At 73.6% G+C, this 26844-nt stretch carries 30 protein-coding genes and 1 tRNA gene; 16 read left to right on the top strand and 15 right to left on the bottom strand.

Annotated features, from left to right (window positions below):
• Positions 1 to 578 (bottom strand): cytochrome c biogenesis ResB family protein (locus FN207_RS18185; protein ID WP_246066156.1); only part of this gene is annotated, 578 nt, incomplete at its 3' end.
• A 1007-nt stretch (positions 579 to 1585) separates the two neighbouring features.
• Between FN207_RS18185 and FN207_RS18180 the strand changes: the two genes are divergently transcribed.
• Genes FN207_RS18180 through FN207_RS18170 form a run of 3 tightly spaced genes read left to right on the top strand, consistent with a single transcriptional unit; the run spans position 1586 to position 4526 of the window.
• Complete coding sequence (locus tag FN207_RS18180) at positions 1586 to 1999, top strand: ArsR/SmtB family transcription factor (RefSeq protein ID WP_142459846.1); 414 nt, start codon at positions 1586 to 1588, stop codon at positions 1997 to 1999.
• A complete protein-coding gene (locus FN207_RS18175; RefSeq protein WP_142459845.1) occupies positions 1996 to 3960 on the top strand; it encodes a heavy metal translocating P-type ATPase in 1965 nt (654 codons plus the stop codon). Before FN207_RS18180 ends, FN207_RS18175 begins: the two co-directional genes overlap by 4 nt.
• A complete protein-coding gene (locus tag FN207_RS18170) occupies positions 3957 to 4526 on the top strand; it encodes a signal peptidase II (protein WP_342778760.1) in 570 nt (189 codons plus the stop codon). The genes FN207_RS18175 and FN207_RS18170 overlap by 4 nt, the downstream gene beginning before the upstream one ends.
• Before the next feature lie 20 nt (positions 4527 to 4546).
• Here the strand turns inward: FN207_RS18170 and nadE are convergent, their stop codons facing one another.
• The 5 genes from nadE to FN207_RS18145 form a co-directional block, all read right to left on the bottom strand.
• A complete protein-coding gene (gene nadE, locus FN207_RS18165) occupies positions 4547 to 5374 on the bottom strand; it encodes an ammonia-dependent NAD(+) synthetase (protein ID WP_142459843.1) in 828 nt (275 codons plus the stop codon).
• A gap of 81 nt (positions 5375 to 5455) precedes the next feature.
• Complete coding sequence (locus FN207_RS18160) at positions 5456 to 6817, bottom strand: hypothetical protein (RefSeq protein WP_142459842.1); 1362 nt, start codon at positions 6815 to 6817, stop codon at positions 5456 to 5458.
• A gap of 58 nt (positions 6818 to 6875) precedes the next feature.
• Complete coding sequence (locus FN207_RS18155) at positions 6876 to 7658, bottom strand: alpha/beta fold hydrolase (protein ID WP_142459841.1); 783 nt, start codon at positions 7656 to 7658, stop codon at positions 6876 to 6878.
• A 104-nt stretch (positions 7659 to 7762) separates the two neighbouring features.
• Positions 7763 to 8164 carry an ArsR/SmtB family transcription factor gene (locus FN207_RS18150; protein WP_142459878.1) on the bottom strand — a complete coding sequence of 134 codons (402 nt, stop codon included), beginning with the start codon at positions 8162 to 8164 and terminating at the stop codon, positions 7763 to 7765.
• A 90-nt stretch (positions 8165 to 8254) separates the two neighbouring features.
• Positions 8255 to 8872, bottom strand: a complete 618-nt coding sequence (locus FN207_RS18145; RefSeq protein ID WP_142459840.1) for a class I SAM-dependent methyltransferase — start codon at positions 8870 to 8872, stop codon at positions 8255 to 8257.
• A 355-nt stretch (positions 8873 to 9227) separates the two neighbouring features.
• On the opposite strand from FN207_RS18145, the gene FN207_RS18140 reads away from it, so the two are divergent.
• Together FN207_RS18140 and lpdA are read left to right on the top strand one after the other, a co-directional pair.
• Complete coding sequence (locus tag FN207_RS18140) at positions 9228 to 9833, top strand: cadmium resistance transporter (RefSeq protein ID WP_142459839.1); 606 nt, start codon at positions 9228 to 9230, stop codon at positions 9831 to 9833.
• A 65-nt stretch (positions 9834 to 9898) separates the two neighbouring features.
• A complete protein-coding gene (gene lpdA / locus FN207_RS18135; protein ID WP_142459838.1) occupies positions 9899 to 11266 on the top strand; it encodes a dihydrolipoyl dehydrogenase in 1368 nt (455 codons plus the stop codon).
• A 79-nt stretch (positions 11267 to 11345) separates the two neighbouring features.
• Here lpdA and FN207_RS18130 read toward each other — a convergent pair whose 3' ends face one another.
• Both FN207_RS18130 and FN207_RS18125 read right to left on the bottom strand, forming a co-directional pair.
• Positions 11346 to 11966 (bottom strand): cation efflux transmembrane domain-containing protein, encoded by a 621-nt coding sequence (locus tag FN207_RS18130; RefSeq protein ID WP_142459837.1) that lies wholly within the window; start codon positions 11964 to 11966, stop codon positions 11346 to 11348.
• 188 nt (positions 11967 to 12154) lie between these two features.
• Positions 12155 to 12775 (bottom strand): TetR/AcrR family transcriptional regulator, encoded by a 621-nt coding sequence (locus FN207_RS18125; protein ID WP_185938409.1) that lies wholly within the window; start codon positions 12773 to 12775, stop codon positions 12155 to 12157.
• Between the two features lie 69 nt (positions 12776 to 12844).
• Between FN207_RS18125 and FN207_RS18120 the strand changes: the two genes are divergently transcribed.
• The 3 genes from FN207_RS18120 to FN207_RS18110 all read left to right on the top strand — a co-directional run bounded on the left by FN207_RS18120 (position 12845) and on the right by FN207_RS18110 (position 16216).
• On the top strand, positions 12845 to 13759 hold the full coding sequence (locus tag FN207_RS18120) for an ABC transporter ATP-binding protein (RefSeq protein WP_142459835.1): 915 nt from the start codon (positions 12845 to 12847) through the stop codon (positions 13757 to 13759).
• Entirely contained in the window at positions 13756 to 15387 is a 1632-nt protein-coding gene (locus FN207_RS18115; protein WP_142459834.1) for an ABC transporter permease, read from the top strand. Before FN207_RS18120 ends, FN207_RS18115 begins: the two co-directional genes overlap by 4 nt.
• Before the next feature lie 667 nt (positions 15388 to 16054).
• On the top strand, positions 16055 to 16216 hold the full coding sequence (locus FN207_RS18110; protein ID WP_142459833.1) for a PIN domain-containing protein: 162 nt from the start codon (positions 16055 to 16057) through the stop codon (positions 16214 to 16216).
• Positions 16217 to 16734: 518 nt separating this feature from the next.
• On the opposite strand, the gene FN207_RS18105 is transcribed toward FN207_RS18110, so the two are convergent.
• A tRNA-Lys gene (locus FN207_RS18105) sits at positions 16735 to 16807 on the bottom strand.
• Positions 16808 to 16980: 173 nt separating this feature from the next.
• Here FN207_RS18105 and FN207_RS18100 point away from each other — a divergent pair.
• The 5 genes from FN207_RS18100 to FN207_RS18085 all read left to right on the top strand — a co-directional run bounded on the left by FN207_RS18100 (position 16981) and on the right by FN207_RS18085 (position 20109).
• Entirely contained in the window at positions 16981 to 18171 is a 1191-nt protein-coding gene (locus tag FN207_RS18100; protein ID WP_246066154.1) for a L,D-transpeptidase, read from the top strand.
• Positions 18172 to 18233: 62 nt separating this feature from the next.
• On the top strand, positions 18234 to 18665 hold the full coding sequence (locus FN207_RS18095; RefSeq protein ID WP_142459831.1) for a hypothetical protein: 432 nt from the start codon (positions 18234 to 18236) through the stop codon (positions 18663 to 18665).
• An 83-nt stretch (positions 18666 to 18748) separates the two neighbouring features.
• Positions 18749 to 19078, top strand: a complete 330-nt coding sequence (locus FN207_RS27065) for a sialidase family protein (protein WP_246066153.1) — start codon at positions 18749 to 18751, stop codon at positions 19076 to 19078.
• Between the two features lie 123 nt (positions 19079 to 19201).
• Positions 19202 to 19831 (top strand): WD40/YVTN/BNR-like repeat-containing protein, encoded by a 630-nt coding sequence (locus FN207_RS27060; protein ID WP_246066152.1) that lies wholly within the window; start codon positions 19202 to 19204, stop codon positions 19829 to 19831.
• Complete coding sequence (locus FN207_RS18085; protein ID WP_142459830.1) at positions 19828 to 20109, top strand: MoaD/ThiS family protein; 282 nt, start codon at positions 19828 to 19830, stop codon at positions 20107 to 20109. Before FN207_RS27060 ends, FN207_RS18085 begins: the two co-directional genes overlap by 4 nt.
• 1 nt (position 20110) lies before the next feature.
• Here the strand turns inward: FN207_RS18085 and FN207_RS18080 are convergent, their stop codons facing one another.
• Together FN207_RS18080 and FN207_RS18075 are read right to left on the bottom strand one after the other, a co-directional pair.
• Positions 20111 to 20356, bottom strand: coding sequence for a hypothetical protein (locus FN207_RS18080; protein WP_110906319.1), 246 nt, complete (start codon positions 20354 to 20356; stop codon positions 20111 to 20113).
• Positions 20357 to 20461: 105 nt separating this feature from the next.
• Entirely contained in the window at positions 20462 to 20689 is a 228-nt protein-coding gene (locus FN207_RS18075) for a hypothetical protein (RefSeq protein WP_142459829.1), read from the bottom strand.
• A 106-nt stretch (positions 20690 to 20795) separates the two neighbouring features.
• Here FN207_RS18075 and FN207_RS18070 point away from each other — a divergent pair, with 106 nt between their 5' ends.
• Positions 20796 to 22079: an MFS transporter gene (locus FN207_RS18070; protein ID WP_142459828.1), complete on the top strand. Its 1284-nt coding sequence runs from the start codon at positions 20796 to 20798 to the stop codon at positions 22077 to 22079.
• A 171-nt stretch (positions 22080 to 22250) separates the two neighbouring features.
• Positions 22251 to 22535, top strand: a complete 285-nt coding sequence (locus FN207_RS18065) for an ANTAR domain-containing protein (protein WP_142459827.1) — start codon at positions 22251 to 22253, stop codon at positions 22533 to 22535.
• A 14-nt stretch (positions 22536 to 22549) separates the two neighbouring features.
• On the opposite strand, the gene FN207_RS27345 is transcribed toward FN207_RS18065, so the two are convergent.
• The gene (locus FN207_RS27345; protein WP_142459826.1) at positions 22550 to 22894 is read right to left on the bottom strand and encodes a hypothetical protein; all 345 of its coding nucleotides are present in this window, start codon (positions 22892 to 22894) and stop codon (positions 22550 to 22552) included.
• Between the two features lie 83 nt (positions 22895 to 22977).
• Here FN207_RS27345 and FN207_RS18055 point away from each other — a divergent pair, with 83 nt between their 5' ends.
• Complete coding sequence (locus tag FN207_RS18055; protein WP_142459825.1) at positions 22978 to 23892, top strand: leucine-rich repeat domain-containing protein; 915 nt, start codon at positions 22978 to 22980, stop codon at positions 23890 to 23892.
• Positions 23893 to 23897: 5 nt separating this feature from the next.
• Here FN207_RS18055 and FN207_RS18050 read toward each other — a convergent pair whose 3' ends face one another.
• The 3 genes from FN207_RS18050 to FN207_RS18040 are packed head-to-tail and all read right to left on the bottom strand — an operon-like array spanning position 23898 to position 26832.
• Entirely contained in the window at positions 23898 to 25118 is a 1221-nt protein-coding gene (locus FN207_RS18050) for a CaiB/BaiF CoA transferase family protein (protein ID WP_142459824.1), read from the bottom strand.
• A gap of 23 nt (positions 25119 to 25141) precedes the next feature.
• The gene (locus tag FN207_RS18045; RefSeq protein WP_142459823.1) at positions 25142 to 25879 is read right to left on the bottom strand and encodes an acetoacetate decarboxylase; all 738 of its coding nucleotides are present in this window, start codon (positions 25877 to 25879) and stop codon (positions 25142 to 25144) included.
• On the bottom strand, positions 25879 to 26832 hold the full coding sequence (locus tag FN207_RS18040; RefSeq protein ID WP_221888271.1) for a 3-hydroxyacyl-CoA dehydrogenase NAD-binding domain-containing protein: 954 nt from the start codon (positions 26830 to 26832) through the stop codon (positions 25879 to 25881). The genes FN207_RS18045 and FN207_RS18040 overlap by 1 nt, the downstream gene beginning before the upstream one ends.
• Positions 26833 to 26844: the final 12 nt, after the last annotated feature.

Here is a 26844-nt window from a genome sequence, read left to right as displayed (position 1 = left end):
TACTGCTGGAAGGAGTTGCAGAACCCGTCCCCCTCGGTGACCAGGATGCTGCCCTCGTAGCCCCACAGCTTGCCGCCGGCCAGCGCGGCCAGCAGTGCCAGCAGGGAGAGGTGGAAGACGAGGTTGCCGGTCTCCTTCACCCGGCCCCGCTCGGCGGAGAGCTCCACGCCGGCTGCGGTGTCGCGCCGGGACACCCGGAACCGCGCGGACCGCAGGTCGGCCTCGACCCGGGCGGCCAGCGCGTCGGCGGGCAGCGGCACCTCGGCGGTGGTGTGGACCGGGAGCCGGTGCAGATGGCGCGGGACGGGTGGCGGATCGGCCCGCAGGGCCCGGAGGTGCTCGATGCAGCGCGGCACCAGGCAGCCGATCAGGGAGAGGAACAGCAGCAGGTAGACGGCCGAGAACCACGGGCTGGCGAAGACGTCGAACATCCCCAGCCGGTCGAGGACGGGGGCGAGCTCGGGGTTCTCCCGGTAGTACCGCGTCACCGCGCTGGGTGTCAGCGACCGCTGCGGGAACAGCGAGCCGGGGATGGCCGCCACGGCCAGCAGGAAGAGCAACACCACCGCCGTGCGCATGCTCGTCAACCACCGCCAGCGACGCAGCACCCACCGCCCGGACCGGTGCGGCAGGGAGTCCCGAGGAGGCACGGCCGGGGTCGGTGCCGGGCGGGTCTGCAGGTCGGTCACGACGGTGCGCTTGCGGCCTGGCCGCGGACGTGCCCGGGCCGACACGGCCGGACCCTCGGGTGCGTGCTCACGGTGGCTCCTCCAGGGGGCGCGTGCGCCGGCGGCCCGGACGCAGCCGCCTCCCGGACCGGGCGGCGCGGTCGACCGGCGGTGCAGGGGCGGCTCGCCAGGTTACTGAGCGCGAGCGTAGAAGCCTTCGTCGGGTTGTCGGGCCGGTCATGCATTCGAGGCGAGCTGCGTGGAGGGGGTGGAAGGGTCCTGTCGCCCGTCGTGGCAGCCGGACCCAGTGCTGATCCCCGAGGTTCCTGAGATCCCGGACAGGAGCGACCGCGAGGATGGACGGGCCACGTCACGTTCGGCAGAGGCACCGCTTGCCGCGCCCTGGCTGCTGAGCCTCCCGCGGTCGCCCCATCGCCGGCGCCCCCCGGCGTCCACGAAGGACCTGGTATGAAGCCCGATGGGCTGTCCGCCTCAGTTGGTGCCGTCGTAGGGCACGCGGCCGCGGCTGCGGTGGCTTCCTACGGTTCGTCCGGCCGGTCGCTGACGTACGAGCGAGGACCAGCGTCGGTGACCGACGTCGAGCTCGCCCAGGGGAAGTCGTCGACTGGGGAGCGCAGTTCGAGGCGGCAGCGACGGCGACCACGGCCAGGAACGGATCCGCGTCAACGGCTGCTGAGGCGCTCGGTGTCTTCGCCATGAGCAGGACTGGGCGACCGAAGGGGTCAAGGCGACGCCACGCCTTCGTCACGGCTCGGGAGGCAGCGCGGTCGACTGGGCGAGGACACCGGCACCGGGGGATCTGACTCACGAGCGGGGCGGACAGATCGGTGGCGCCGACCCAGGCTGGACAGAGTGCGCCTCCCTAGTACACCGAGATATCGCGCTATCATCGTCGGGTGACGATCACTGACGCGTCGCCCGAAGCCGCCTCGCGGGCAGCTCTGGCTCCGGCGGCGGCGTTGTTCCACGGCCTGGGTGACTCCGCGCGCCTTGCGTTGCTGCGGCGCCTCGCCGAGGGTGAGGCCCGGGTCGTCGATCTCGTTGCGGAACTCGGCCTGGCGCAGTCCACGGTGTCGTCACATCTGGCATGCCTGCGGGACTGCGGCCTGGTCGACTTCCGCCCCCGGGGCCGCGCCTCGGTGTACTCCCTGACCCACCCTGAGCTGCTGGACCTGCTCGCCACGGCGGAAACGCTGCTCGCCGCCACCGGGAGCGCGGTCGCCCTGTGCGCCGGCTTCGGCGTCACCCGACCGGAGCTCTCACCCATCACCACAGCCGAGATCACCCACGACGAGGAGAGCACCCGATGAGCGACGCCTGCGGCTGCAGCGGCGACGAGACCACCCCTGCCGGCAGGGAAGCCGAAGAGCACGAGGCCGAACGGCTCTGGCAGGTCCGGGAACTACAAGCCGCGGCGGTCGCCGGCGTGCTCCTGGTGGGTGCACTGCTCGCTGGAGGCACCGATCGTCCCGGCCTGCAGGTCGGCCTCGAGGTGGCCGCCCTCGCGGTCGGGGCCTGGACCTTCGTGCCGTCCACGCTGCGCCGGCTGGCGAAGGGCAAGATCGGCGTCGGCACGCTGATGACGATCGCCGCCGTCGGCGCGGTGCTGCTCGGCGAGGTCGGCGAGGCCGCGATGCTGGCCTTCCTGTACTCGATCAGCGAGGGCCTGGAGGAGTACTCGCTGGCCAAGACCCGCCGCGGGCTGCGGGCGCTGCTGTCCCTCGTGCCCGAGCAGGCGACCGTGCGCCGCGGCGGGATCGAGCAGGTCGTGGCCCCAGCCGACCTGCGCGTCGGAGACACCATGATCGTCAAGCCGGGCGAGCGGATCGCCACGGACGGCGTCATCGGCGGCGGGCGCACCGCCCTGGATGTCTCGGCGATCACCGGCGAGTCGGTGCCGGTGGAGGCCGGGCCGGGCGACGAGGTGTTCGCCGGGTCGATCAACGGCACCGGCGTGCTGGAGGTGCGGGTCACCACCACAGCCGAGGACAACTCGCTGGCCCGGATCGTGCGCATCGTGGAGGCCGAGCAGTCCCGCAAGGGCGAGGCTCAGCGGCTCGCCGACCGGATCGCCAAGCCGCTGGTGCCCGGCGTCATGATCGCCGCAGTCGTCATCGCCGGCATCGGCAGCCTGCTCGGTGATCCCCTCGTCTGGATCGAGCGCGCCCTCGTCGTGCTGGTCGCAGCCTCTCCGTGCGCGCTGGCGATCTCCGTGCCGGTCACCGTGGTCGCCGCGGTGGGTGCCGCCAGCCGCCTGGGCGTGCTGGTCAAGGGCGGCGCCGCCCTGGAGGCCCTCGGCGTGATCCGCGGTGTCGCGCTGGACAAGACCGGCACGCTGACCCGCAACCGGCCCGCGGTGGTGGAGGTCGCCACCGTCCCGGGGATGACCCGCGAGCAGGTGCTGGACGTCGCCGCGGCGCTGGAGGCCCGCAGCGAGCATCCCCTCGCCCGGGCGATCCTGGCCGCGGTTCCCGCGGTCACCCCGGCCACCGAGGTGGAGGCCGTGGTCGGGGCCGGGCTGGTGGGCCTGGTGGGCGGCCGCCCGGCGCGGCTGGGCCGTCCCGGCTGGATCGAGGCCGGCGTGCTCGCCGGCGACGTGCAGCGGATGCAGCACGCCGGCGCGACCGCGGTGCTCATCGAGGTCGACGGGCAGCTCGTCGGTGCGGTCGCGGTGCGCGACGAGCTGCGCCCGGAGGCGGCGGAGGTCGTCGCCCGGCTGCGCCGCGACGGCTACACCGTGGCCATGCTGACCGGCGACAACACCGCCACCGCCACGGCCCTGGCCCGGGAGGTGGGCATCGAGCAGGTGCACGCGGAGCTGCGCCCGGAGGACAAGGCGCGCCTGGTCGCCGAGCTGCGTGGTCAGCGGCGCACCGCGATGGTCGGTGACGGCGTCAACGACGCCCCGGCGCTCGCCACCGCCGACCTGGGTATCGCGATGGGCGCGATGGGCACCGACGTGGCGATCGAGACCGCCGACGTGGCGCTCATGGGCGAGGATCTGCGGCACCTGCCGCAGGCCTTCGGCCACGCCCGCCGGGCCCGCCGGATCATGCTGCAGAACGTCGCCCTGTCCCTGGGCATCGTGATCGGTCTGATGCCGCTCGCCCTGTTCGGCGTCCTCGGCCTGGCCGCCGTCGTGCTCGTGCACGAGGTCGCCGAGGTCTTCGTCATCGCCAACGGCGTGCGCGCCGGCCGGACCAAGCCGCTGACCTCGGTGTCCGCCGCGCCGGCGCCGGTGCCCGTCGAGTTGACCGGCGCCGTCCGGTGACCGGGGCCGGGGGCTCCGGTCCCGGGCGGGTCCGGCCGGTCCGTCGGCGACTGTGGGTGGCGGCGGCCGCGGCAGGAGTTGCGGCGGTGGACCTCACCGCGAAGGCGTGGGCAGAAACCGGCCTGTCGGCGGCCGGGGTGGAGCTCGGGCCGGTGGATCTGCGGCTGGGCTACAACTCCGGCGTCGCGTTCTCCGTCGGCGCGGAGGCCCCCGCCTGGCTGGTCATCGCCGTCACCGCCGCGATCACCGCGGCGGTGGCGGTGATCGCCTGGCGCGCGGCGCGCCACGGCGGTCGAGCCCAGCTCGCCGCGCTGGCCCTCATCCTGGGCGGCGCGGTGGCCAACTTCGCCGACCGCGCCGCGGACGGCGTCGTCACCGACTACCTGCACACCGGCTGGTGGCCGACGTTCAACCTCGCCGACACCGCGATTGTCACCGGCGCACTGTTGTTCGCCGTGACGGCCTGGCGCGGTGACGCGGCGCAGAAGCGGTCCGCCCGCGCCGACGCCGCTGGGTCCTCGCCGCCGACGGATGCGTCTTCGCCCTCCGGCCCAAGGGACGTGTGATGCGCTGCTGACCCGCCGCGTCAGCGCGGGGGCGTGATCGGCCCGGTGCGCTTGTGGGCCGTGGCGGTGTAACGGTGGATGATCTCGGCTTGGGTCTCGGGGCGGACGGGACGGCCTTCCAGGAAGTCGTCGATCTCGTCGTAGCTGAGGCCGAGGACTTCCTCGTCCGGAAGCTGTGGGCGCAGAGACTCCAGGTCTGCGGTCGGCGTCTTGTCGACGATGCGTTCGGGCACGCCAAGGTGTCGGGCGAGACGTCGCACGCGGCGCTTGGTCAGCCCGGCGAGCGGGTTGGCGTCGACTCCTCCGTCGCCGAACTTGGTGAAGAAGCCGGTGACGGCTTCGGCGGCGTGGTCGGTGCCGATCACCAGTCCGTCGAGCGCGGCGGCGATGCCGTACTGGGCGACCATGCGCTGGCGCGCCTTGATGTTGCCCAGCGCGTGGTCCGCTCTGTCGTCGGAGGGAAAGCGGAGCCCCGCCGCGGTCAGCCCGGCCAGGGCGGCATCGCTGGCCGGCCGGATGTCGACGGTGAACAGGTGGTCGGGCTCGATGGCGTCGAGGACCGCTCCGCAGTCGGCCTCGTCGTGCTGTCGTCCGTAGGGCAGGCGCACCGCCACCAGTGCGGCGGACCCCAGGGGACGACGTCGCACCGCGCGCCGGCAGAGCATGCCCACCGTCGCGGAGTCCACGCCGCCGCTGATGCCGAGCACGAGCGTGCGGAGGCCGCTGGCGGCCAGCAGGTCTGCCAGGAACCGGCTGCGGCGGTCTGCCTCCTGGGCGGGGTCGAAGTCGGACAGCACCCCCAGTTCCTGGGCAATGCGGCGCTGTACTTCCCGCGCACCGTCGGTCATGCGGTGATCCTCTCGGGACTCGTCCTCGATACGGCAGTGAGCAGCGGTCGCGTCCGGCGGGGCATGCGAAGTGGAGGGTTGTCACCCGTGCGGGTCGGCGGGCGGGCTCCGATCCGGACGGGTCACCGAGATCCCAGGGGCGGCGTCGAGGCCGGCCAGCAGATCGGTCAGGGTCAGCGGCGACCACGGGACGGTGGCCGGGGGCAGTGACCGGAGGGCGGCGCCGTAGCGGGCGAAGGTGGCGAAGTCTGCGGGGAAGGCGTCGGCGTCCACGCCGAGCAGTCGTCCGCGTCGCCGTGCGCGCTGGGCGAGGAGTTCCCACGATGGGGCATCGACCTGGCCGCGGGACGGGATGCCGTTGCTGAACAGGAGAATGTCGACCTCGTCGTAGGAGGCGCGGTCGAGGTAGCTCGCGAGGTCCTGCGCCGCCCGGCGCACCGGGAAGAACGTCCAGAACGGCACCGACGCGGTGGTGATCGTCCGCCAGGGATCGTGCACGATGAAGGAACTCACCAGCAGCCGCTGGGCGGGCTCGCCGCGCTGCTGCAGCCAGGCGCGGAAGGCGTCAGCGACTCCGGCCGCAGGGTCCTGCGGGTGGTCGTAGCGCAGGTCGACCGCGGGATGCCCGTTGCGGATCGCCCAGGTGTGGACGTCGTCCCCGAGCGCGTCGGCGAAACCCCATTCGGCCTCCGCGGCGACCTCGTCGGTGTGCGGGGCGCCGGGTTCGGCCGCGTACTCCGCGGCTGTCATGCCGCCGTGCGCCCCGTACTGGAACACGTGCCGCGGTCCCAGGCGCGTCACCGGCCACGACGATCGGTCGCGCACGACGATGACCGGCGCGCCGGGCTCGAGCCGGTCGCCGAGGAAGCGCTCGTACGCCCCGGGCAGCGTGTGCCACTTGATGCGGAAATACGCCATCTGGGAGGCGCTGAGGGCGTCCTGGTTCGGGTCGTGCATGTGGTGCAGCTCGATGGTCGGGTTGCGATCCAGCAGGGGCGGCGCGTGCCGGGCACCGAAGTCGAGCGCTGAGCCGACGTCGCGGGGGTCGACCCCGGGACGTCGCACCGGCACCAGCAGGGTCTGCGGTAGCCAGGGCAGTCCGGCGGCGGCGGCGAGATGGGAGAGCGCGCCGTTGGAGGAGCCGAGCAGCACCGCCGGATAGCGCCGGGCCGGGTAGTGGTCGGTGATCCAGGCGGCGACCCGCTCGAGGTCGATCCGGCCCAGCCGGTCCGGCGGAACGCCCTCCCGGCCGCTCGCCTTCGCGTACACGCGCCGGCGCAGGGGGAGGGGAAGCAGGGCGCCGGCGCGGACGAGGGGAACCTTGAGCCGGGACTGCCCCAGGTGCGGGAAGTCCTGTCCCTGAAGTGCTCGTGCCAGGGCGGTGAGCAGCGCGCTGGCCGAGTCGAAGGACGCGACCGCCTTCTCCGGCGGCAAGCCCGTCACTTCCGACCCCCGTGCCCGGCACGGGGGAGGCCAGCTCCCTCCCACTGGGCGCTCGCGATCACCGGAGCGCGGAGACGGCTCGATCGGCGAGCCGACGGAGCGGCTCCGACCACGCGGAGGGATCGAGCCAGACGAAGGCGTGTGCGCCGGGAACGCTGACGTGGTCGCCGTCCGGTGCTCGCCGGGCGAGGTCGCGCACCCAGCTCTCGCTGCTGAGCCGGTCGTCCGCGGCCCGGATGGCGAGCATCGGCATGGGCAGGCGCCGGACCTGATCCTCGAGCTGATCGGCGAGATGGACCTTCACCAGGTGGGCGATCCCGCCCGGCCCCGCACGCTTCCACTCCGGGATGTGGTTGGCCTCCAGGCCCGGTGACGGCGCTCGGGCGTCCAGGCGCCAGCGGAACAGCAACCTCGGGAGGGACCGCGCCATCGGGTCGATGGTCGGGCTCGCCAGGCCGACGGCGGCCACTCGCTGAGGGCCCAGCACGCCGGCCCACGCCGCCACCTGGGTGCCGCTGGAGTGGCCCACGACCACGGCTCGGTCGAGCTCTGCAGCCTGCAGCCAGTGCGCGACCGTTCCTCCGTAGCCCCGGACATCGAGGTGGCGCGTCGGCTCCCCGCTGCCGCCGTAGCCGGGCAGATCGAGCAGGTGCACCTCGGTCCACTCGCCGAGGGCGGCACAGGCCGGCAGCAGGTAGTCCGACACAGCCATGCCCTGCACGACGACGATCGGCGGGACGTTCGGCCGCCGACGGCCGAGCACCCGCGTGCGGACGCGGCCCTCGGGCAGGTCGGTGTACCGAAGCAGCATCTCGGGAGGCAGCGAGGGGGGCGTCGGCACGAGCGGCTCCTACCCGGCGCTCGGGGACGGGTCGCCGTGGCGCTCCGCTCCAGGGATCGGCCGGTCCGTCCCGGTCCGGATCAGCGCGCCGGCGGGCAGCATGGTCAGTCCGCTCGAGCCTGGCGCCGGGCGGTGGAGCCGTAGGTGGGGCACAGGTCGACGGCGTCGCCGGTCTCGGCCAGGAGTCGCTCGGCTGCCCCGAGGAGCTCCATCAGGTGTGGTGCGGTGGCGAGGGAGAACATCGACGCGCGGCCCTGCGGCCGGGACGTCACCAGCCCGCAGTCGCGGAGGCAGGCAAGGTGCGCGGACACGGTCGACTGGGCCAGGCCCAGGTGTGCCGTGAGGTCCACGACCCGGTGCTCGCCTGCGGCGAGGTGGCGCAGGATCGCCAGCCGAGCCGGATCGGAGAGGCTGTGGAACAGCGAGGCGGCCGGGGACAGGGCCTGCGCCTCGTTGACCGCGGGGCCGGACGAGGCGTCGACGGACGCCTGCGGCTGCGCATTCATCGACACCAGACGATGTTAGGTGGTGCGCGTCGAGCCCGGCAACCAACGCTGGTCTGACCTGGCGGGGCCGGGGGGCGCATGAGGGCCTGCTCAGGCGACCCGGTCGGCGACGCCGAGCACGTAGTGACCTCGGATCCGGGTCCGCCATCGTCGGCCGACGGCGAGGCCCTGCCGCTCGAGCTCGGCGACGAACTCGGCAGCGGTGAACCGGTTGTGCGTGGGGTGGTCGAAGAGCCACCGATAGCCTCGGGTGGCCAGCGCATCGGCGGTGACCTCGTCGAAGTAGAAGCGGCCTCCGGGTCGCAGCACTCGCGCGACGTCGCCGACTGCCGCCTGCCAGTCCTCGACGTGGTGCAGGATGCCGAAGTCGAACACCGCGTCGTAGCTGTCGTCGGCCGCGGCCAACGCCCGTCGCAGGTCGGTGACATCCCCGGTGGCGAGCCGGACCCGGTCGCCGTGCCGGGCCAGCCGGCGCCGCGCCCGGTCGACCATCTCCGGATCGAGGTCGACTGCGTCAACGTGGTCGGCACCGAAGCGCTCGAGGATGAGTTCGGTGCCGTAGCCCGCTCCGCAGCCCAGCTCGAGTGCTCGCGCCCCTGGCGCCTGCTGCCCGCCCAGCCGCAGGAGAGCCGGGGTCTCGTACCACCGCTGCAGCGCCCGCCGGGCACCGCTGTTGACGAGGATCGTCTCCGCGCGGTTCATGAGCATGCGGACCACTCCATCGCCTAGGCTCGTCGGCATCGTCGATGACCGATGGATAGCAGCAACGAGGGGTGGTGTCCAGCCCGAGCGGTGGCCTGGCTCGGTCGCCGCCACCTCGAGGACGACCGGCATCCCACATCGCAGGTCTCGCGACCGTTGCCCCAGGTCCCCTCGCGCGATCGGGGAGCCGATCGGACGGAGTAGCGCCCGGCGGTGCTAGCATCGTCAAAAGACGATGCCACGGGTCGTTGGCGGGGAGCCGCCTGGTCAGATGTCGCGACCGACGGCCCGTCACCGACCCCGGGTGACACCCAGCACCTCAGCCGGCCGTCCGATGCCGGTTCTCGAGCAGAAGGCAGCCATGGAAATTCTCACGTGGACCCTGCAGGCCGTCGGCCTGTTCATGGTCACCAACATCGACGACATCATCGTGCTGTCGCTGTTCTACGCCCGGGGTGCCGGCCAGCGCGGCACCACCGGAAAGATCCTCGCCGGCCAGTACCTGGGCTTCGGCGCCATCCTGGCCGCGGCGGTGCTCGTCGCCCTGGGCGCGCGCAGCTTCCTGCCGGAGGAGGCGATCCCGTACTTCGGGCTCATCCCGCTGGGCCTCGGCCTGCTCGCGGCCTGGCGGGTCTGGCGCAGCGATGACGACGACGATGACGACGAGGGCAAGGTCAGCGGCAAGTCGCTCAGCGTGCTCACCATCGCCGCGGTCACCTTCGCCAACGGGGGAGACAACATCGGCGTGTACGTGCCGGTGTTCGCCACCGTCGGCACGGCAGGCATCGTCGCCTACTCGATCGTGTTCCTCGCCCTGGTGGCGGTGTTGGTCGCCGCGGCGCGCTTCGTCGCGACGCGCAAGCCGATCGCCGAGGTGCTGGAGCGCTGGGAGCACATCCTGTTCCCGATCGTCCTCATCGGCCTGGGCATCGTCATCCTCGTCGAGGGCGGCGCGTTCGGCCTCTAGCTAGGCCCGCGTCACCTCGACGGCCGCGGAAGTTCTGCTCATCGACGGGCACCGGAAGGGGAATTGTGGACTACGACCTCGTCGTCCTCGGCGGAGGTAGCGCCGGATACGCGGCCGCGTTGCGCGGCGCGCAGCTCGGCATGACGGTCGCGCTCATCGAGGGCGACAAGCTGGGCGGCACCTGCCTGCACCGCGGATGCATCCCCACCAAGGCGTTGCTGCACTCGGCGGAGGTGGCCGACACCATCCGGGAGAGCGGCACGTTCGGCGTGCTCAGCACCTTCGGCAGCATCGACATGTCCGCCGTGCACGCGTTCAAGGACTCCGTCGTCGGCCGCCTGTACAAGGGGCTGCAGGGGCTGGTGTCGTCCCGCAAGGTCGACCTGATCGGCGGCTGGGGCCGGCTCGTCGCCCCGGACACCGTCGAGGTCGACGGCGTCCAGTACAGGGGCGCCAACGTCGTGCTGGCCTCCGGGTCCTATCCCAGGTCGCTGCCGGGCCTGGAGATCGGCGGCCGCATCATCACCTCCGAGCAGGCGCTCGAACTGGACCGCGTGCCCGCCAGCGTGATCGTCCTCGGCGGTGGCGTGATCGGCGTCGAGTTCGCCTCGGTCTGGAAGTCCCTGGGCGCCGACGTGACCATCGTCGAGGGTCTGCCCCGCCTGGTGCCCGGTGAGGACGAGGCCCTGTCCAAGGGCCTGGAGCGCGCGTTCCGCAAGCGGAAGATCACCTTCCACACCAACACGATGTTCGCCGGCGCGACCCAGTCCGACGACGGCGTCGTGGTCACGACCCAGGACGCCAAGACCCTCGAGGCCGAGCTTCTGCTGGTCGCCATCGGTCGCGGGCCGGCGACCGCCGACCTCGGGTACGCCGAGAACGGCATCCCGATGGACCGCGGCTTCGTCCTCACCGACGAGCGGCTGCACACCGGAGTGGGCAACGTCTACGCCATCGGCGACATCGTGCCTGGCCTCCAGTTGGCGCACCGCGGCTTCCAGCACGGCATCTTCGTCGCCGAGCAGATCGCCGGGCAGAATCCGGTACCGATCATCGAGTCCGGCATTCCCCGCGTCACCTACTGCGAGCCGCAGATCGGGTCGGTGGGGCTCACCGAGGTGCAGGCCAAGGAGCGCTACGGCACCGACCGGGTCGAGATCACCGAGTACAACCTGGCCGGCAACGCGAAGAGCCAGATGCTGCAGACGGCCGGCTTCATCAAACTGGTGCGGGAGAAGGACGGCCCCATCGTCGGGGTGCACATGCTCGGCGCCCGGGTCGGCGAGCTCATCGGCGAGGGGCAGATGATGGTCAACTGGGAGGCCTATCCCGACGACGTCGCCCGCCTCGTGCACGCCCACCCCACCCAGAACGACGCGATCGGTGAGGCCGCCCTCGCCCTGGCTGGCAAGCCCCTGCACGCGCACGACTGACGGTGGCCGGAGGACTCGGGTGGTGCCGTGCTGGGACGCCGCGGCAGGCCGGGGTCATGGTGCGGCGAGGCGCGAGACCCTAGACGGAGTCCTTCTCGCCCTCCCGCTCCTCGCTGTCCTCGCTCGCGTCGCGCCACGCTTCCCAGCCCTCGCGCACCGCGACGAGTGAGATCAGGAACGCGACCAGCGGATCGGCCCACCACCACCCGAACAGCGCGTTGAGGCCGAGACCGAGCAGCAGGCTGATCGACAGGTAGTTCGAGATCCACGTCTCGTTCGACTGGGCCACCAGGACCTGGTTGCCGAGAGCCTCGCCGGTCCGCTTCTGGGCGATGGCCACCGGGATCATGACCGCCGTCGCCACGGCCGCGAGGACGATCCCCACCGGGGAGGCGTCGGGCTGACTGGCGTTGATCAGGTCCGAGACCGATTTATAGATCACGTAGCCGGCCAGCAGGAAGAAGCTGACGGCGATGAGACGCAGCGCGGTGGCGTAGCGCTGCTCCCCGTTCCGGCGCAGCTGCCAGATGACGACCAGGGCGGCGAAGACCTCGATGGCCGAGTCGATGCCGAAGCCGACCAGCGCGATGGACCCGGCGAGCAGTCCGGCGGTGACCGCGATGGTCCCTTCGGCGATGTCCCAGCCGACGATGAACCAGGCCAGCGTGAGGCCCCGTTTCCGTAGCGCCTCCGAGTTCATGGGCCCTTTCTGCCATGTCGGTCCGCCGTCCGCGCGTCGGCCGCTCCTGGGGGAGCGCCTCACTCGAGGGTGGGGGACCGAATGGGAGCAAGGCCTCGACCTGGGACCGAGGCCTCACCGGCCGGAGTCCCCACAGCAGGGCCGGAGGTGGTCCGCGGGCTCGCAGTGACATGCGGTCCCCGAACCCGTCAGGTCGACCGCGCTGCACCGTCCCGGGCGTGACTGCGGACGGCGTTCTCGGCCGCCCGTCGAACGGCCATCAGCATGCGGTCCGCGGAGTGGCCGGCGCGGACGCAGGCCTGGATGGTGGCGATCGTCGCACCGAGCATCGAGCCGATGGTCCCGGCCGCGGTGACGGCATCCAACTGCGCGGGGTAGGCGGCGAGCAAGGTGTCGACCATCTGCGCCTGCTTGCTGAGGAGCCGGCGGAGGGCGTGCCCTTGCAGTTCCGGTTCGGACAGGATGAGGCGCTGCCTGGTGAGGCGGGCGGCGGGATCGTCGGCGGAATCGTCGGCCAGCATGCGCTCGACAGCCCGGACGAGGACGTCGACCACCTCATCGTCCGGGCCCCGTTCGGCGATGACGCGCAACGCTGTGTCGACCCGGGCCTCGGCCCCGACGAAGAGGACGTCGGCCTTGTTGTGGAAGTAGCTGAAGAACGTCTTGGTCGACACGTCGGCGGCTGCAGCGATCTGCGCCACGGTGGTCTGTCGGTATCCCTGCGTCTCGAACAGGTCGAGCGCCCCGGAGATCAGCGCCTGACGCGTGCGCTCCTTCTTCCGTTCGCGCAGTCCCGGCGGCGAAGTCACGCAGCCAGAATACACCGACACACTTTATGCCATTGTAGGCTTTTTGGACTCACTGTAGTTTCCTCAAGTATGACGTCTGCGGTGTCGGTGTCAGGGCTGATCAAGTCGTTCGGTCGGACACGGGCGCTCGACGGTCTTGACCTGACCGTGAGCACCGGCGAGGTGCACGGCTTCCTCGGTCCCAACGGGGCGGGCAAGACCACGACGATCCGCGTCCTGCTCGGCCTGCTGCGCGCCGATTCCGGTGGCGTCCGTCTGCTGGACGGCGACCCATGGCGGGACCGGGTGGCGCTGCACCGGCGGTTGGCCTACGTGCCCGGGGACGTGACGCTGTGGCCGAATCTGTCCGGTGGTGAGGTCATCGACCTGCTCGGCCATCTCCGTGGCGGGCTCGACCAGCGGCGCAGGGCCGAACTGCTGGACAGGTTCGACCTGGACCCGCGGAAGCGGGGCCGGGCGTATTCCAAGGGCAACCGTCAGAAGGTCGCCCTCGTGGCGGCACTGGCGTCGCGGGCCGAGTTGCTGATCCTCGACGAGCCGACCAGCGGGCTCGATCCCTTGATGGAGGAGACCTTCCGGCAGGTCATCCGGGAAGGCGCCGCCGAGGGCCGCACGGTGCTGTTGTCCAGCCACATCCTCGCCGAGGTGGAGGCCCTCTGCGACCGGGTCTCGATCATCCGCGGGGGCCGGACCGTGGAGACCGGCTCACTGGGGCAGTTGCGCCACCTGACCCGGACAACGGTCACCGCCGAACTGATCGGGCCGCCGGACACGCTCGGGGCGCTTCCCGGCGTCCACGACCTCCACGTCGACGGCGGACGCGTGCACTGCCAGGTCGACAACGATGCCCTGAACCCATTGCTCCGCCGCCTGACGGACGTCGGCGTGCGCAGCCTGGTCAGCCAACCGCCGACCCTGGAAGAACTCTTCCTGCGTCACTACGGAGCTGTCACCGACTGGCCGCGCTCCGGGGAGGCGCGGTGAACGCGATCACCGGCACCGCGACGCTGGTCCGGCTGGCCCTGCGCCGGGAACGCGTCCGGCTGCCGATCTGGGTCGCGGCTCCCGCGCTCCTCGTGGCGCTCCAGGCGGCCAACATCGCCTCGACCTACCCAGCCGAGGAGGACCGGATCGCCGCTACCCGGCTGCTGGCGGCGAACCCCGGCCTGCGTCTGCTGCGCGGCCCGGCGGCGAACAGCAGCCTAGGGGCGCTGACCTTCTCCGACGCGTTCTGGATCATCGCGGTTCTGGCCGCACTAATGAGCGTGTGGGTGGTGGTCCGCCACACCCGACAGGACGAGGAATCCGGCCGAGGAGAGATGATCGCCTCCGCAGCGGTCGGCCCGTACGCGTCTCTCGCCGCCGCGGTCGGCGTGGCCGTGACCGCCGATCTGGTGCTGGCCGGGCTGACCGCCCTGGGACTGGTGGTCAGCGGCCTTCCGGTGGCGGGCTCGGCGGCGACCGGTCTGGCGATCGGCGCCAGCGGTATCGCCTTCGCCGGCATCGCGGCCGTCGCAGTGCAGCTCGCGAGCAGCGCACGCACCGCCACCGCGCTGAGTCTGGCCGCGCTGGGCGCCGCCTACCTGCTGCGGGGGATCGGCGACGCCCTCGGACGCGTGGAGGACGACGGGCTCACGGTGACCAGCGCGTGGCCCAGTTGGCTGTCCCCGCTCGGCTGGGCTCAGCAGGTGCAGGCCTTCGAGGCGAACAAGTGGTGGCTGCTGGCCCTGCCTGCTGCGCTGGCGACCGCCACCGTCGCGATCGGCGTCGCTCTGGCCGGCCGACGTGACCACGGGCTGGGCATCTTCACCGACCCAGGGGGCCCGGCCGCGGCGCCGCGAAGCCTGCTCAGCCCATGGGGACTGGCCTGGCGACTGCAGCGCGGCGTGCTGCTCGGCTGGGCGGTCGCCATGGTCATCGTGGGAGCGGTGGTCGGCTCTCTCGGGCAGCAGATCGAGGATCTCGCCCGGAACGCCCGGCTGGTCGAGCTGCTCACCGCACTCGGCGGCGCCGGCGTCGACCTGTCCGACACCTTCTACGCGGCCCTGCTGACCCTGATCGGCGCCATCGTCGCCGGCTTCCCACTGCAGGCCATGCTGCGCGCGAACGGCGAGGAATCCGCGGGACGGCTCGAACACGTCCTGGCAACCGCGGTCGGCCGCACACGTTGGATCGCCGGCCACATCACCTGCGCGGTCGTTGGCACCCTGGTGCTCCTCCTTGTCCTCGGCGGCGTCGCCGGCCTCGGCGACGGCCTGGTCACCGGGGAGCCGGCGGCACGACTGATCACCCTCAGCGCGGCCGCTCTGGTCCAGGCGCCGGCCATCCTGGTGCTCACCGGAGCCGCCGTCGCGGCGATCGCGTTCCTGCCCCGATCCGCTGGAGCCGTGGTGTGGGCGGGGCTGACAGTGGCCATCTTGCTCGGCCCCATCGGCGGCGTCGTCGACCTTCCCGGGGCGGTCCGGGACCTCTCACCCTTCACCCACGTACCCCCAGCTCCGGCAGCCGACATCCCGGCCGCACCCCTCCTCGCGCTGCTCGCCCTCGCGGCACTGCTCACCACCGCAGGCCTGATCCGCTTCGCTCACCGCGACCTCGCGCTCCCCGCGTAGCCGGGCCCGCCCGCATCCGGGGATGCTGGCTCGACCTCGCCCAGCGGGTCACCGTCCACGGGTTTCCGAGGTGCGGGTCCTCGGGCAGGGCACGGCGACATCTGCGCCGTCGACGCCTACCGAGCCGGGCAAACGGGCTGATGAACTGGTCGCTGCGTGGAGCGGGTGACGGGAAGCAAACCCGCATGACCAGCTCGGCCGACTGTTGGTCGCCGTCGCCGATGCCAGCCTCGAACTCGGCCACTTGGTCGGTCGCCCATTCGGTCAGCAGCCGGTAGGTGAACCGCCGTAGGCGGCCACGACGGCCTGGAGGGCCGAAGATCTCCAGTTCTCCTCCAGTGCCTTGGTTCTGCCCCCATGGGTGAGGACTGCATGACGGGCGGCAGCGCCAGCCCGTGATCATCGCGTCGGGCGCCGCCCCGGTGAGGGTCGTAGCCGACACTCACGCGCTGATCCGGGATCTCCCCGACGATCCAGACCGACGACTCTCGTCCGCGGCGCTCGACGCCCTCGAGGAGGCAGCGGCAACCGACGGCGTCATCGTCTCCGTCGCCTCGATCGTCGATCTCTGGTGCGTCATCCGCACGCGCCAGGCATTCACCGATGACCAACTGGGCGACCTCGTCGCACTACTCGACGACCCCGGCTCTGCACTGGAGGCCCCGCCTTGTCCCTGGAGGTCGCAGCCGCGTTCCAGCGGATCGCACGCGAGGTGCTCGGCGATCCCTGGGACCGCTTCATCGGCGCAGCCGGGATGGCGCTGGACCTCCCGCTGGTCAACCGCGACCGGAGGATCACCGAGCTCGACCTGGGCGAGACGATCTGGTAGGCCCGCCGGACCAGCCCGAGGTGGGCCTCTGGGCGCACGCCGGCGGTGGCGCTGGCGAGGTCGTCTGGGTCGATGGACGTCCTCAGCCAAGGGTGGGCGACGCCCCCGTCGGTGGGCATCACACCCGCGAGGCGTCGAGGCTCGAGAGGTCGATCAGCGTGCGGGCCCAGACTCTCCGACTGCTATCCACAACCGCTGCGACGCCGGCTGGAGCAGGTCGGGGGAAGGGTGGTCCGGAGGCCCATCCCGTAGGGACGCGGAGCGCCCTTCCGGCGACCAAGGCAGCCGGCATCCTGGTGCGGGCGGGGAGCGGCAGGAGGTGGCGATCGTTCAGCCCACGCAGTGACGGCGAGGGCGGGTCCCCGCCGTTCGCGCGTCCGCAGGGTCGTGAGGGCGCGCCGCTCGGACGGCCAGGGTTTTCGATGGGTTTTCCGTGGCTCGGCGCGTCGGCCACCGCCGGCGAGTGTGCCCCTCGCGCATAGAAGTGCTGGTCAGAGGGGCGATCAAGGTAGTGGAAGTGCGCCATCAGGGACTCGAACCCCGAACCCGCTGATTAAGAGTCAGCTGCTCTGCCAATTGAGCTAATGGCGCGTGTCTCCCGGCGGACCGGGTTCCGAGGGAGAACGATACCAGCGGTCGGCAGCGTCCCGCCCGGGGGTCCCCGGGCGGCGGACGGCCCGGTTCCGTGCTCAGCGTGGACACTGGTGGGGATACAGCCGTGCCCTCTGTCGGGGCCGGAGTGCGGGGACGAGGGGACGACGAGGGTGCGACGGACAGCTGCGCTGGTCACGCTGGGGGCGCTCGCCCTGCTCAGCGGGTGCACCGGCAGCGACGGGGGGTCCTCGTCGGCGTCGTCGGCCTCGTCGAGCGCCTCGTCCTCGGCGCCCCCCGCGCCCGTGCAGCTCTCGCTCGCGCCCGCTGACGGAGCGGCCGACGTCGCCCCGGCGGACCCGGTGGAGATCTCCGTCACCGACGGTGAGCTCACCGACGTCAGCGTCAGCGACGGCGCGGGCGCGGACGTGCCGGGGGAGCTCACCGACGGCGCCACCGAGGGCACCGAGGTGTGGACGCCGCAGGAGCCGCTGGCCTGGGGCACCACCTACACGCTCACCGCCACGGCCGAGGGCGCCGACGACGAGCCGGCCGAGGCCACCAGCACGTTTACCACGGCCACCCCCGAGACGGTGACCACGCCCTCGATCGGCCCGCTGGACGGCCAGACCGTCGGCGTCGGCATGCCGATCCGCGTCTACTTCGAGCAGCCGGTCGTCGACAAGGCCGCCGTCGAGAGCCACCTGCGCGTCACCAGCTCCACCCCGACCGACGGCGTGTGGAGCTGGATCAGCGACACCGAGGTGCACTTCCGGCCCTCGCAGTACTGGCCGGCGCAGACCGACGTCACCGTCGACGCCGACCTCTACGGCGTCGACATGGGCGAGGGCGTCTGGGGCGAGAAGGACCGCACGGTGTCCTTCCACGTGGGCGACCGGCACGTCTCGGTCGCCGACGCCTCGACCCACCGCATGCAGGTCTACGACGGCGACCGGCTGGTGCAGGACTGGCCGATGAGCGCCGGCAGCCCGGACAACCCCAGCTACAACGGGCCGCACGTGGTCACCGAGCTCAACGCCGACCGGGTCATGGACTCCAGCACCTACGGCGTCCCGGTTGACAGTCCCGACGGCTACCGCACGCCCGTCCAGTGGGCGGTGCGGCTGTCCGACAGCGGCGAGTTCGTGCACGCCGCCCCGTGGTCGGTGGCCCAGCAGGGCAACACCAACGTCTCGCACGGGTGCATCAACCTCTCGACCGAGAACGCCCGCTGGTTCTACGACTTCTCCCAGCCCGGCGACGTCGTCGAGATCCAGAACTCCGACGCCGGACCGCTGACCTCGAGCATCGCCGACTGGACGATCCCGTGGGACCGGTGGCAGGCGGGCAGCGCGCTGAAGTGATCTCCGTTTCCTGAGGCCGCGCCGCGGGAAGATCAGCGACGGTCTCTGGGAAGGGGAGCGTCGTGGACACCTGGTTGATCGTCCTGATCGTCGTGGCCGCACTGGTGGTGCTCGCGCTGATCGGTCTCGCGCTGGCCAAGCGCAGCAGGGTGGCCGGCGCCAAGCGCCGGGAGCAGCAGCGCGTGCAGGCGCGGGAGCACCTCGAGGAGGCCCGCCTGCGCGGCGCGCAGGCGGAGAAGGAGCAGGCGGCCGCCGAGGAGCAGGCCGCCCGCGCCCGCCGCGAGCGCGCCGAGGTGGAGGAGCGCACCCGCCTGGCCGAGCAGGAGGCCCGCCAGCGGGCCGACGCCGCCCAGGAGCACGCCTCGGCGGCGGAGAAGCTGCGCGCGGAGGCCGAGCGGCTCGCCCCCGGGCTGGCCGACGGGCACGGCGGCCGGCACGCCGACGGGTCCGCCCCGGTCACCGGCGACGGCCCCGGGGGCGCCACCCGCCGCTGAGCGGGCACCGCTCAGTTCCGGGCGCGGACCCGGTCTGAGGGATCGAGGGGGCCGCCGGCCCCCGCCGACCCTCGGAGGGGACCGTGGCCGACCTGCTCGCCATCGGCACGCGCAAGGGGCTGTGGCTGGCCCGCAGCGACGACGACCGCCGCACCTGGACCCTCGACGGGCCGCACCTGCTCTCGCAGGAGGTCGCGGCGGTCGCCGTCGACACCCGCGGGCCGGTGCCCCGCGTGCTCGCCGGCGTCCAGTACGGGCACTGGGGGCCGACGGTCACCTGGTCCGACGACCTCGGCGGCACGTGGACCGAGACCGACGACGGCGCCATCCGCTTCCCGGCCGACACGGGTGCGGCGCTGGCCCGCGTCTGGCAGATCCGCCCCGACACCGCCGGCCGTCCCGGCGTCGTCTGAGCCGGCTGCGAGCCGCACTCGCTGTGGCGCAGCGAGGACGGCGGCCGCAGCTTCGCCCTCGTCCGCGGCCTGTGGGACCACCCGCACCGGCCGGAGTGGGAGCCCGGTGCCGGCGGCGGGGCGGTGCACACCGTCCTCCCGCACCCCACGACCGACCGGGTGCTGGTGGCCATGAGCACCGGCGGCGTCTACGTCAGCTACGACGGCGCCGAGGGGTGGCAGCCCCGCAACTCCGGCATCACCACGCCGTTCCTGCCCGGACCGGCGCCCGAGTACGGCCAGTGCGTGCACAAGGTGGCCGCCGACGCCGCCGATCCCGACCGGCTGTACGCGCAGAACCACTTCGGCGTCTTCCGCACCGATGACGCCGGCGGGTCGTGGACGTCGATCGCCGGCGGGCTGCCGGTCGACTTCGGCTTCCCGGTCGTGGCCTCGCCGCGCACCCCGGGCACCGCCTGGGTGGTGCCGCTGGTCGCCGACCTCGAGCGGGTGCCTCCGGGCGGGCGGCTGCGCGTGCACCGCACCCGTGACGCCGGCGCCACCTGGACCGAGCTGGGGGAGGGCCTGCCCGACGGCTCCTGGACGGCGGTCCTGCGCGACGCCGTCTGCGCCGACGAGGGCGACCCGACCGGCGTCGCCGTCGGCACCCGGGACGGCTGCGTCTACGCCAGCCGCGACGAGGGCGACACGTTCACCCTCGTCGCCGACCACCTGCCCGACGTCCTGTGCGTCCGCGCGGCGGTGCTGCCGTGAGCGTGCAGGTGCTGCTGCCCGGCGTCCTGGCCGATCTGGCCGGCGGCGCGCGGCGGCTGGAGGTGGACCCGGCCGACGGCACGCTGGCCGGGCTGCTCGACGTGCTGGCCGCCACCCACCCGGTCCTCGAGCGGCGGATCCGCGACGAGGCCGGGGCGGTGCGCCGGTTCGTCAACGTCTACGTCGACGGCGACGACGTCCGCTTCGCCGCGGGCCTGGCGACCCCGGTGCCGGCCGGTGCGGTGGTGCAGGTGCTGCCCTCGGTGGCCGGCGGCTGAGTCAGAGGCGGGCGAGCTCGGCGCACTCGGCGCACAGCTGGGAGTCCTCGTACTCCTCCGGGGGCCACACCGTCTGCTCGTCCACGGCCACGTAGGCGCCGCACAGCGACTTGCGGCTGCGCCCGGTGACCCGGCCGATCGTGGCGTGCGCCGGTCCGATCTGCCGGGGCTGCAGGCCGTCGGGGCTGCCGACCGAGCCGACCATCACGACCGCGTGGGCGGTCCCGTAGGAGTAGGCAGTGGTCATGGGACCAGGGTCCGAGGCGGTGCGACGCCGGGCCAGCACCGGCACCGTGCGTGTCCGGATCCCGGCGGCGCAGGCGTCCCAACCGCCCCACCGGGCGCAGGCGGGTCAGGCCCCGGGTCTCCCGAGCGGTCCCGCGCTGATCCGGGCGGCGGCCGCGTCGATCCACGGCTGCCCGGTGTCGAGGCCCTCCGCCGTCGCCACGGCCCGCACGGCCGCGGTCGTCACGTCCAGCGGCTGCCCCGGCACCCGGTCCGAGGCCAGCTCGTAGACGAGCAGGGCCTTGAGGCGGCTCTGCAAGGGCAGGCCGTCCAGCTGCTCACGCCAGTCCCCCATGGGACGGGGGTGCCCGCGAGCGGCCGTCCCCATGCCCGGCACCACCGGCCCGGGCGTGTCACCGGGTGCCGGCCGGCCGCCCGGGACGGCGAGGGAGCATGGCCGGGTGACCGCGTCCCCGCGGGCGCTGGCCCCGCTGCGGTCGGCGGCCTACCGCCGGCTGGCGCTCTCGCTGGCCCTGTCGCTCGTGGCCAACGGCTCGTGGGCGGTGACCGCCGTCTGGCAGGTGGTCGCCCTCGGCGGCGGCCCCGCCGAGCTGTCGCTGGTGACCGGCGCCTCCGCGGTCGGGACGCTGGCCATGGCGCTGCCCGGCGGGGTGCTGGCCGACCGGGTCCCGCAGCGCTCCCTGCTCGCGGTGGTCACCCTGCTCTCGGCGGTGCCGGTGGGTCTCGCCGCGTGCCTGTCCCTGGCCGGCGCGCTGCCGCTGCCGGTGCTCGCCGCCACCGGGCTGCTCGGCGGCGTCGCGCTCGGCCTGCACTACCCGGCCTACTCCGCGCTGGTGCCGGCCCTCCTGCCGCCCGAGCAGCTGCTGGCCGCCAACGGGCTCGAGGGCGCGATGCGGCCGCTGCTCTACCAGGTCACCGGTCCCGCGCTGGCCGGGCTGCTGGTGGCCGCGGCGTCCCCGGGCGCCGCGCTGCTGGCCACCGCCGCGGCGTCGCTGGCCGCCCTCGGCTGCGTCCTCGGGCTCCCGCGGCTGCCCGTGCACCGTGCGGCGGGCGGCCCGGCGCACCCGGCGCGGGCGCTGCTGGCCGACCTCCGCGAGGGGTTCGCCTTCCTCCTGCGCACGCGCTGGCTGCTGGCCACGCTGCTGTTCGGGTCGCTGATGCTCCTGGTCACCACCGGCCCCTTGCAGGTGCTCACCCCCTTCGTCCTGCGCGAGCGCGCCGGGGGCGGTCCGGTCGACCACGCGGTGGTGCTCGCCGGCTTCGGCGTCGGGGGTGCGCTCAGCGCCCTCGCCGTCGCCTCACGTCCCCTCCCGCGCCGCTACCTCACCGCGACGACGGCGCTGTGGGCCGCCGGCTGCCTGCCGCTGGCCGTCCTCGGCGTCGCGACGTCGGTGCCGGTGGTGGTCGGCGCCGCCGTGCTCGCCGGCGCCGGCATCCACGGCGGGATGACCATCTGGGGCACCCTGCTGCAGCGCCGCGTGCCCCCGGCGCTGCTGGGCCGGGTGTCCAGCCTCGACTTCGTCGTCTCCGGCGCCCTGGTCCCCGTGTCGGTGGCCGCCGCCGGGCCGCTGGGGGAGGCGGTGGGGCTGCCCGCGGTCTTCCTCGTCGCGGGCCTGGTGCCGCCGGCGCTCGCCGCGGTCACCCTCGTCGTGGCCCGGCTCCCGGCCGACGAGCGGGCCCACCCCCTAGACCGTCCGGTGCCGGAACCGGAGGGGACGTCCTGAGCGGACCGCCGTCCGATACGGTCGGGGACGACGACCTGGTGTCCAACCCCGGCACCGGTACAGCGGCCCCGTGCCCCCTCCCGCCACGGAGATCCACCGGTGGTTGACCACGTGCCCGCGGAGCAGGAGCCGACGGATCCCGGCGCACGCCCCGCCGGGCGTCCGCGTCCTGTGGGCCCGCCCACCGCCGAGGCGGTCACGAGCGCGCTCGCGCGGGCCACCGACCAGATGGCCCGCATGGAGAAGAACCTGCTCGCCGCGGACGAGCAGATGACCCACCTGCGGATCGCGCTGGAGAGCAACCGCCGCATCGGCATGGCCATCGGCATCCTCATGGCGCTGCGCAAGGTCGACGAGCAGGCCGCCTTCGAGCTGCTCAAGGCCTCCAGCAGCCGCCGCAACGTCAAGCTGCGCCTGGTGGCCGAGGAGGTCATCCGCACCGGCACGCTGAGCTGAGCGTCCTCCGGCGCTCAGTCCTCCCGGGCCCGGTCCACCGCGGCCTGCTCCCGCTCGGCCCGGGCCAGCGCCCGGTCGCCCGCCGCGGCGTCCCGGTCGGCGGCCGCGGCCGCCCGGTCCCGGGCCGCCGCCCGGCGGTCGGCGTCGGCGGCGTCCCGGTCGGTTGCCTCCTCCAGGCCGTTCCCCGCGTCCCGGCGCCCGGCGGCGACGGCGCGGTCGATGGCGCGCTCGTCGCGCTCCTCGGCGACGCGGTCGCGCTCCCGCGCGGCGTGGTCGCGGTGGTCGGCCTCGCCGTCGCGGTCCCAGCCGGTGTCGACCGGGTCGCGCGTCCCACGGCGGCCGCTCCCGGAGGCGTCCACGGCTCCTCCTCCCGTCGGCTGCCCCCATCCTGGCCCGGCGCGTCGGCGGGACGGGGCCGGGACGCGACCTGGCCTCCGGAGCCGTGCGGAGCGCTCTCCACCGGAACCGGACCAGGACGGCCGGCGCGCTCCTCGTGCTGCTCACCGCGGCCGCCGGCTGCGCCGCGTCCCCGCCCGGCGGACCGGCCCGGCCCGTGCAGGAGGTCGTCGCCGACGCCGCGCTGGCCGCCTGCGTGGCGTCTGCGGCGGGGCTGCCCGACGCCGGCGCGGCCGCCTCCGACGCCGACCTCGGCGCGATCGAGGAGCTGCACTGCGACGGGCAGACGTCGCCGCTCGGCCCGGTCCGCTCCCTCGAGGGCGTCGAGCGGCTGACGGCGCTGAGCGCCCTCGACGCGCCGCGCAACGAGATCAGCGACCTCGCGCCGCTCGCCGGGCTGTCGCGGCTGGGGACCCTGACGCTCACGGACAACGAGGTGGCCGACCTGTCCCCGCTGGAGGGGCTCCCGCTGTCCGACCTCGGCCTCTCGCAGAACCCCGTCGGGGACCTGACGCCCCTCACCGGGACGACGACGCTCACCACCCTCGGCGTGGCCGCCGCGAAGGTCACCGACGTGGGCCCGCTGGCCGGTGCCGACGCGCTGCGCACGCTGGACCTGTCCGGCAACGCGATCACCGACGTCTCGCCGCTGGCCGGCCTGCCGACCCTCGACACCCTGCGGCTGGCCGACAACGCCATCGCCGACCCGGCGCCCCTCGGGAGCGTGCCGACGCTGCTGGTCCTCGACCTCTTCGGCAACCGCATCACCGACGTGCGCGGCCTGGCCGGCGCGCCGCTGCTGCAGGAGCTCCTGCTCGGCGCCAACCCGCTGACCGACCTCACGCCGCTGCTCGGTGTCCGGTCGCTGGTGAACCTGGGGCTGGACGAGACGGACCCGGCGCGGCTGACCGGCGTCGAGGAGCTGCGCGCTGCCGGGGTGTCGGTGAACGGGCTGGCCTGAGGGCCTCAGCCGGGCAGGCCGACCACGCCGTCGCGGGCGAGGGCCGCGAGCTCGTCCCCGCCCACGCCGAGCTCGGTGAGGACGGCCTCGGTGTGCTCGCCGATGGCCGGCGCCGGCCCGCGCGGGCCGACGTCACCGCCCTGCAGGCGCAGCGGCGCGCGCACGGTGCGGAACCGCCGGCCGGAGGCGTCGCCGATCTCGGGGAACAGCCCGTCGGCGGCGGCCTGCTCGTCGGCGGCGAACTCCGAGACGGTCGACGCCGGGCCCCAGATGAAGCCCCGCTCGTCGAAGAGCGCGCACCACTCCTGCAGGGGCCGGGTGGCGAAGGCCTCGTCCATCAGCCGGGTCAGCTCCGGCATGTTCTTCGCCCGACCGGCCCAGCTCGCGAAGCGCTCGTCCTCGACCCACTCGGGGTGGCCCACGGCCTCGCAGAACGGCGCCCACCAGCGCGGCTCGGGCATGAACAGCAGGATCCAGCGGCCGTCGGCGCACCGGAACCCGCCGTGCAGCGCGTGCGGCCGGGCCACCCGCCCCTGGGGCGTGGGCCGGACGCCGTCGATCAGCGTGGCCGACAGGTCGCTGGACATCGTCCACGCGGCGGCGCCCAGCAGGCTGACGTCCACGACCTGCCCTTCGCCGGTGGCCTCGACCACCCGCAGGGCGGCCAGGACCCCGCTGAACAGGGCCAGCGCCGCGGTGTGGTCGCCCTGCGCCGGGCGCAGCCGCGGCGGCGCGGGGTTGGCCGGCTCGCTCATCGCGTCGAGGACCGCCCCGCGCCCGAAGAAGGCGGTGAGGTCGTAGCCGGGGCGGGCGGCGTCGGGCCCGCCGGGGCCGTAGCCGGTGAGGGTGGCGTGCACCAGCCGCGGGTTGAGCGCGTGCAGGGCCGGCGCGTCCAGGCCGAAGCGGGACTGCCGGGCGGGCAGCAGATTGCAGAGGAAGACGTCGGCGCGGGCGGCCAGCCGCCGCACCAGGTCGGCGCCCTGCGCTTCGTTCAGCGCGACGGCGATGCTGCGCTTGCCGCGGTTGTCCATGTGGAAGGCGGCGTCGATCGGCGCCTCGCCCTCGGGGACCTCCGGCTGCCGCGTCGCCCCGCGCATCGCGTCCCCGCGCAGCGGCTCGACCTTGACGACGTCGGCTCCCATGTCGGCCATCAGCGCGGCGGCTCCCGGGGCGGCCATCCAGTTGGCCACCTCGACCACGCGCACGCCCTCGAGCGGTGCCACCATCGCCGTGCCTCCGTTCCGCGCCGTCAGTCCTTCAGGTAGTCGAAGACCAGGCTCGCCCGGCCCAGCGTCAGGTCGGTGAGGATGTGACTGGCCGAGACGATCTCCCGCACGGGCAGGTCGGCCAGCGGGGCCAGCGCGTGCTCGAACAGCTGCAGCCGGGCCGGCCCGGTCCAGGCGCCGCGGACGGTGATGTCGGTGATCTGGCTGCGGACGAGCTCGAGGATCCGGGGGCGCCGGTCGTAGCCGGGCAGCATCTTCAGCCCGAAGGTGGGCCGGCCGATCTCGGCGATCGCGTCCTCGTCGCTCATCGGCGCGTGCTTGAAGCCCATGGTCGCGGTGGCCACCCGCAGCGTCCCGTAGTCCAACGTGCCCACGAGGGTGTCGGAGTCGACGTAGAGGGACGGCGTGCCCCCCTTCTTCGGGAAGGCGCTGATCTCCCGGCCGCTGGTGATCGAGGCGACGCTGTCGACGTACATGGCGTGCAGGTAGTCGGCGCTCTCGCCCTCGTACTGCACCTGCAGCACCTGCCCGGACTCGGTGAACGACCCCAGCCCCGCGACGTCGGGCATCCGCATGACCTCGAACTTGACCAGCGGGTCGCCCACCGTCAGGGGCTCGGGGACGACGCGCCGCATCGCCTCGGCGTCGGTGCGGTACAGGATGTTGAGGTACTCGCGGCCGGTGAAGCGGTACCGGCCCGGGGGGTAGGCCGGGGCGCCCAGGGGAGTCGTCGCCTGCCGGCGGACCTCCTCGGCGTCCATCAGCCCTCCTCGCCCGGGGCCTGGTCGCGCGCCTCGTCGCGGGCACGGATGACCGCCAGCTGCGCGCGGTCGCGGGCCTCGGTCAGGTCCTCGTAGGTCCGCCCGGCGAAGCGCTCCTCCACCTGGCCGCTGACCAGCTCCTTGGTGGCCTCGTCGAGCTCCGGCTGTTCCACGATCTTCCAGCGCCGGGCCATGCCGGGGCCCAGGTGCTCCAGGAAGTGCCGCATGCCGCCCGGGCCGCCGCCGAGGTGGAAGCTCTCGAACGGGCCGGCCGTCGCCCAGCGCGGGCCGATCGACTCGGTGACGATCTCGTCGAGTTCCGCGGCGGTGACGATCCCCTGGGTCACCAGCCACACGCACTCGCGGAACAGCGTGGACTGCAGCCGGTTGGCCACGAACCCGTTGATCTCCCGGTGCAGGACGACGGGCTTCTTGCCCACCGAGCGGTAGAAGTCGACCGCCGTCTCGATGGCCCAGGGCGCGGTGCGCTCGCCGGGCACCACCTCGACCAGGGGCAGCACCTCCGGCGGGTTGAAGGGGTGGCCGACCAGCAGCCGCTCGGGCGTGCGCATCTCCCGCGCCAGGTCGCTGGGCATGAGCGCCGACGTCGACGACGCGATCAGCGTCCGCTCGCCGACCCCGGCCTCGATGCGGGCGAACAACTCCTGCTTGAGCGGCAGCCGCTCGGGGGCGTTCTCCTGGACGACGTCGGCACCGGCGACGGCGGTCTCGACGTCGTCGACGACCTCGATGCGGGTCAGCAGGTCCGCGGGGTCCCCGGTCTGCGGCTGGAGCCGGGTCAGGTGGCGCACCGCCGCCTCGACGTCGGGACCGATGCCCGGCCGCGGGTCCTGGACGCGGACGGTGTGACCGTGCGCGGCGAACAGCGCCGCCCACGACAGTCCGATGGTCCCGGCCCCGATGACCGCGACGGTGTGCTGACTCCGATCCACGTGGGCTCCCGG

Origin of the sequence: Geodermatophilus aquaeductus (genome assembly GCF_900182545.1) — a bacterium.
Classification (GTDB): Bacteria; Actinomycetota; Actinomycetes; order Mycobacteriales; family Geodermatophilaceae; genus Geodermatophilus; species Geodermatophilus aquaeductus.
The sequence above is the reverse complement of the archived record's forward strand: the minus strand, read 5'-3'. Positions and strand labels throughout refer to the sequence as shown.